A 5108-nucleotide genomic window follows, 5' to 3' on the forward strand; every position below is an offset into this window, starting at 1 on the left:
CCCCACTGAGCCCTACCTCACAACCACCCCCCAACCCCGAGGTTCTAACCTGAAGGGCGCCGCCCAGGCGCCAGGAAGCCGGGTCGCGGGCGGTCCGGGGCGACCCACACCCGTCCGCCCCGCGTCACCCACACGAGGAAGCGTCACGATGCCGGAGTTCGCGTACACCGATCTGCTGCCCACCGGAGAGGACACCACCCCGTACCGGCTGGTGACCTCCGAAGGGGTCTCCACCTTCGAGGCGGACGGGCGGACCTTCCTCAAGGTCGATCCGGAGGCGCTGCGCACGCTCGCCGCCGAGGCGGTGCACGACATCCAGCACTACCTGCGCCCCGCCCACCTCGCCCAGCTCCGCCGCATCGTCGACGACCCCGAGGCCAGCTCGAACGACAAGTTCGTCGCCCTCGACCTGCTCAAGAACGCGAACATCGCGGCGGCGGGTGTCCTGCCCATGTGCCAGGACACCGGCACCGCGATCGTCATGGGCAAGCGCGGCCAGCAGGTCCTCACCTCGGGCGAGGACGAGAAGGCCCTCGCGCATGGCATCTACGACGCGTACACCAAGCTCAACCTGCGCTACTCGCAGATGGCGCCGCTGACCATGTGGGAGGAGAAGAACACCGGCTCCAACCTCCCCGCGCAGATCGAGCTGTACGCGACCGACGGCGGCGCCTACAAGTTCCTCTTCATGGCCAAGGGCGGCGGCAGCGCCAACAAGTCCTTCCTGTACCAGGAGACGAAGGCCGTCCTCAACGAGTCCTCCATGATGAAGTTCCTGGAGCAGAAGATCCGCTCGCTCGGCACGGCCGCCTGCCCGCCGTACCACCTGGCGATCGTCGTCGGCGGCACGAGCGCCGAGTTCGCGCTCAAGACCGCGAAGTACGCCTCCGCGCACTACCTCGACGAGCTGCCCGAGGAGGGCTCCCCGCTCGGGCACGGCTTCCGGGACAAGGAGCTGGAGGAGAAGGTCTTCGAGCTGACGCAGAAGATCGGCATCGGCGCGCAGTTCGGCGGCAAGTACTTCTGCCACGACGTACGGGTCGTGCGCCTGCCGCGGCACGGCGCGTCCTGCCCCGTCGCCATCGCGGTGTCCTGCTCCGCCGACCGCCAGGCCGTCGCGAAGATCACCGCCGAGGGTGTCTTCCTGGAGCAGCTGGAGACCGACCCGGCCCGCTTCCTGCCGGAGACGACGGACGAGCACCTCTCCGAGGACGGCGCGGACGAGGTCGTGCGCATCGACCTCAACCAGCCGATGGACGACATCCTCGCCGAGCTGACGAAGTACCCCGTCAAGACCCGCCTCTCGCTCAGCGGCCCGCTCGTCGTCGCGCGCGACATCGCGCACGCCAAGCTCAAGGAACGGCTCGACGCGGGCGAGGGCCTGCCGCAGTACCTCAAGGACCACCCCGTCTACTACGCGGGCCCCGCCAAGACCCCCGAGGGCTACGCCTCCGGCTCCTTCGGCCCGACGACCGCCGGGCGCATGGACTCCTACGTCGAGCAGTTCCAGGCGGCGGGCGGCTCCAAGGTCATGCTCGCCAAGGGCAACCGCTCGCAGCAGGTCACCGACGCCTGCGCCACGCACGGCGGCTTCTACCTCGGCTCGATCGGCGGCCCGGCCGCGCGCCTGGCGCAGGACTGCATCAAGAAGGTCGAGGTCGTCGAGTACGAGGAGCTGGGCATGGAGGCCGTCTGGCGCATCGAGGTCGAGGACTTCCCCGCCTTCGTCGTCGTGGACGACAAGGGCAACGACTTCTTCACCGAGCCCGCCCCGGCCCCGACGTTCACGAGTATCCCGGTGCGCGGCCCGGGCCTCGGCTGAGCCCTCGCGGGGCGGTGGGCGGAATATCCGCCCCCGCCCCGCCGCTGCCTCCATAGAGCCCCCGCGCGAAACCCCCGCGCGGGTCCCCGATGGAGAGGAGCGCCGTTCCATGTCCGAAAGGTCCGCGAGGTCCGCGACCCCCGAGGCCGCCGCGCCCGAGTTCCGCGTCGAGCACGACTCGATGGGCGACGTGCGGGTGCCCGCGCACGCGAAGTACCGCGCGCAGACCCAGCGCGCCGTCGAGAACTTCCCCATCTCGGGCCAGCACCTGGAGCGCGCGCACATCCGCGCCCTCGCCCAGATCAAGGCGGCGGCGGCGAAGGTCAACGCCGAGCTGGGGGTGCTCGACGCGGAGCGCGCGCGGGCCATCCGGTCGGCGGCCGACGAGGTCGCCGAGGGGCGCTGGGACGACCACTTCCCCGTCGACGTCTTCCAGACCGGCTCCGGGACCTCCTCGAACATGAACACGAACGAGGTCCTCGCCACGCTCGCCACCGAGCGCCTGGGCGCCGACGTGCACCCGAACGACCACGTGAACGCCTCGCAGTCGTCGAACGACGTCTTCCCCTCCTCGATCCACATCGCCGCGACCTCCGCCGTCACGCACGACCTGATCCCCGCGCTGGACCACCTCGCCGCCGCGCTGGCGCGCAAGGGCGAGGAGTTCGCCGACGTCGTGAAGTCGGGCCGCACCCACCTCATGGACGCCACGCCCGTCACGCTCGGCCAGGAGTTCGGCGGCTACGCGGCGCAGGTGCGGTACGGGATCGAGCGGCTGCGCGCCTCGCTGCCCCGGCTCGCCGAGCTGCCGCTGGGCGGCACGGCGGTCGGTACGGGGATCAACACGCCGCCCGGCTTCTCGGCCGCCGTCATCGCCGAGGTCGCCCGCGTCACCGGGCTGCCGCTCACCGAGGCCCGCGACCACTTCGAGGCGCAGGGCGCGCGCGACGGGCTCGTGGAGACGTCCGGGCAGCTGCGGACGATCGCGGGCTCGCTCACGAAGATCGCCAACGACCTGCGCTGGATGTCCTCCGGCCCGCGTACGGGGCTCGCGGAGATCAGCCTGCCCGACCTCCAGCCCGGTTCCTCGATCATGCCGGGCAAGGTCAACCCCGTGCTGCCCGAGGCGGTGCTCCAGGTCGCCGTGCAGGTCGTCGGCAACGACGCGACCGTGGGCGCGGCGGGGGCGGCGGGGAACTTCGAGCTGAACGTCATGCTGCCGGTCATCGCGAAGAACGTGCTGGAGTCGGTGCGGCTGCTCGCGAACGTCTCGCGGCTCCTGGCGGACCGCACGATCGACGGCATCACGGCGAACGTGGAGCGGGCGCGCGAGTACGCGGAGTCCTCGCCGTCCGTCGTGACGCCGCTCAACAAGTACATCGGGTACGAGGAGGCGGCGAAGGTCGCGAAGAAGTCGCTCGCCGAGCGGAAGACGATTCGCGAGGTCGTGATCGAGTCCGGGTACGTGGAGCGCGGGGACCTGACGGTGGAGCAGCTCGACGAGGCGCTGGACGTCCTGCGGATGACCCGGCCGTAGGACGCGGACGGGACGGCCGGGGGCGGGGTGGCCGGGCGGGGACGGGGCGGCGGGTGGCCGGTGCGGACGGGCGTAAAATCCGCGCATGCCCCACGAAACCGCCGCCCCCCGCTGGTCCCCCGGCACCCCCATCCTCTGGCGCTACCGCGCCAATGGGACGCGTGGCGACGAGGGTGTGCACATCTGCCGCCCCATGACGGTCGTGGAGGACACCGGGGACCGGCTCGTGGCCTGGCTCGCGCCCGGCACGGAGTGCGTGCGGCCGGTCTTCGCGGACGGGACCCCGGTGCACGCCGAACCCCTCGCGAGCCGGTACACGCGCCCCCGTACCACCGGGCGTGAGCCCTGGTGGGGGAACGGCGTCCTCAAGCTCGCCCGTGCCGGTGAACCGTGGTCGGTGTGGCTGTGGTGGGACGAGGACTGGACCTTCCGCAACTGGTACGTGAACCTGGAGCAGCCGCTGCGCCGGCACCCGGCGGGCGTGGACTCCGTGGACCATTTCCTCGACATCGACGTCCAGCGGGACCGCTCCTGGTCCTGGCGGGACGAGGACGAGTTCGCGCAGGCGTGCGCGGACGGGCTGATGAGCGCGGAGACGGCGGCGGGGGTGCGGGAGGCGGGGCGCGCGGCCGTCGCGCTGATCGAGTCCTGGGGCGCCCCGTTCAGCGAGCCGTGGGCCGAGTGGCGGCCCGAGCCCTCCTGGCCCGTGCCCTCGCTCCCGGCCGACTGGGACCGGCTGCCGGCCGAGCTGACGGCATGAGGGCACCGGGCGGGAGCGCGGGGCCACCGGTCCTGGGCGCGAGGCCGCCGAGCCGGGCTCATGAGACTCTTGCCGCCCCCCGGAGGGGCAAACGTAGGATCTAGCTCCGCGAGAGGGCCCGATACTGGGCGCAACCGCCGTGACGCGCACGGAGGTTGACGGAAAGTCAACGAGGGGCGGACAGTACGTGAGCGTGGGGTACGAGGGATACGGGTCCGGCGCGCCGGACCGCACGGGGCAGGCGGCGGCGTTCGACGCGATCGGGCAGCGCTACGACGAGGCCTTCCCGCACAAGGAGGGCCAGCTCGCGGCCGGTCAGTGGCTCGCGAAGGAACTCCCGGCCGGGGCGCGGGTCCTGGACGTGGGCAGCGGTACGGGGCTGCCGACCGCGAAGGGCCTCGTCGACGCCGGGTTCGAGGTCACCGGGGTCGATCTGTCGCCCGGGATGGTGGAACTGGCCACGACGCACGTCCCCGGGGCGCGGTTCCTCCGGCGTGACGTGGCCTCGCTGCGCGCCGAGGGCCCGGACGGGCTCGGCCGCTTCGACGGCATCACGTGCTTCTTCACGCTGCTCATGCTGCCGCGCCCGGAGATCCCGCACGCCCTGCGCTCCCTGCACTCGCTGCTCGTCCCCGGCGGTCTGCTCGCCCTCTCGATGGTCGAGGCCGACCTCGACGACGCGGCGATTCCGTTCCTGGGGCACGAGATCCGGGTATCGGGCTACCTCCGCGAGGAGTTGCGCCGTACCGTGCGGGATGCCGGGTTCGAGATCGTTGGCGAGGACGCGTACTCGTACGCCCCCGCCAGCACCGACACCCCTCCCGAGTTCCAGCTCTTCCTGAACTGCCGGCGCGTCTGAGCGCGGGCCGCTCAGCCGGACGGACGGATTCGACACGCGTGACCGAGCAACCCACCCCCCACCCGCAGGCGCCGGGCGGCCTGCTGCACGCCGCGCACGGCGCGGCGGGGCAGCCCCTGCCCGCGCCGCA

General features: G+C 72.1%; 4 protein-coding genes. All 4 read left to right on the forward strand.

Annotated elements, in window-relative coordinates; genetic code table 11:
* Nucleotides 1–148: 148 nt before the first annotated feature.
* The 4 genes from G3I42_RS22055 to G3I42_RS22070 all read left to right on the forward strand — a co-directional run bounded on the left by G3I42_RS22055 (nt 149) and on the right by G3I42_RS22070 (nt 4978).
* Entirely contained in the window at nt 149–1822 is a 1674-nt protein-coding gene (locus G3I42_RS22055) for a fumarate hydratase (protein ID WP_164288497.1), read from the forward strand.
* 109 nt (nt 1823–1931) lie between these two features.
* Nucleotides 1932–3359: a class II fumarate hydratase gene (locus G3I42_RS22060; RefSeq protein ID WP_164288499.1), complete on the forward strand. Its 1428-nt coding sequence runs from the start codon at nt 1932–1934 to the stop codon at nt 3357–3359.
* A gap of 85 nt (nt 3360–3444) precedes the next feature.
* On the forward strand, nt 3445–4119 hold the full coding sequence (locus G3I42_RS22065; RefSeq protein ID WP_203607147.1) for a DUF402 domain-containing protein: 675 nt from the start codon (nt 3445–3447) through the stop codon (nt 4117–4119).
* A gap of 187 nt (nt 4120–4306) precedes the next feature.
* Entirely contained in the window at nt 4307–4978 is a 672-nt protein-coding gene (locus tag G3I42_RS22070; protein WP_164288501.1) for a class I SAM-dependent methyltransferase, read from the forward strand.
* Nucleotides 4979–5108 lie beyond the last annotated feature (130 nt).

It is taken from the genome of Streptomyces sp. SID11385 (assembly GCF_010548245.1).
Taxonomy (GTDB): Bacteria; Actinomycetota; Actinomycetes; order Streptomycetales; family Streptomycetaceae; genus Streptomyces.

What these genes read in the sequence shown, in the direction of transcription:
- G3I42_RS22060 (WP_164288499.1), top strand. Translation starts at nt 1,932, where the DNA reads ATGTCCGAAAGGTCCGCGAGGTCCGCGACCCCCGAGGCCGCCGCGCCC.
- G3I42_RS22055 (WP_164288497.1), top strand. Translation starts at nt 149, where the DNA reads ATGCCGGAGTTCGCGTACACCGATCTGCTGCCCACCGGAGAGGACACC.
- G3I42_RS22065 (WP_203607147.1), top strand. Translation starts at nt 3,445, where the DNA reads ATGCCCCACGAAACCGCCGCCCCCCGCTGGTCCCCCGGCACCCCCATC.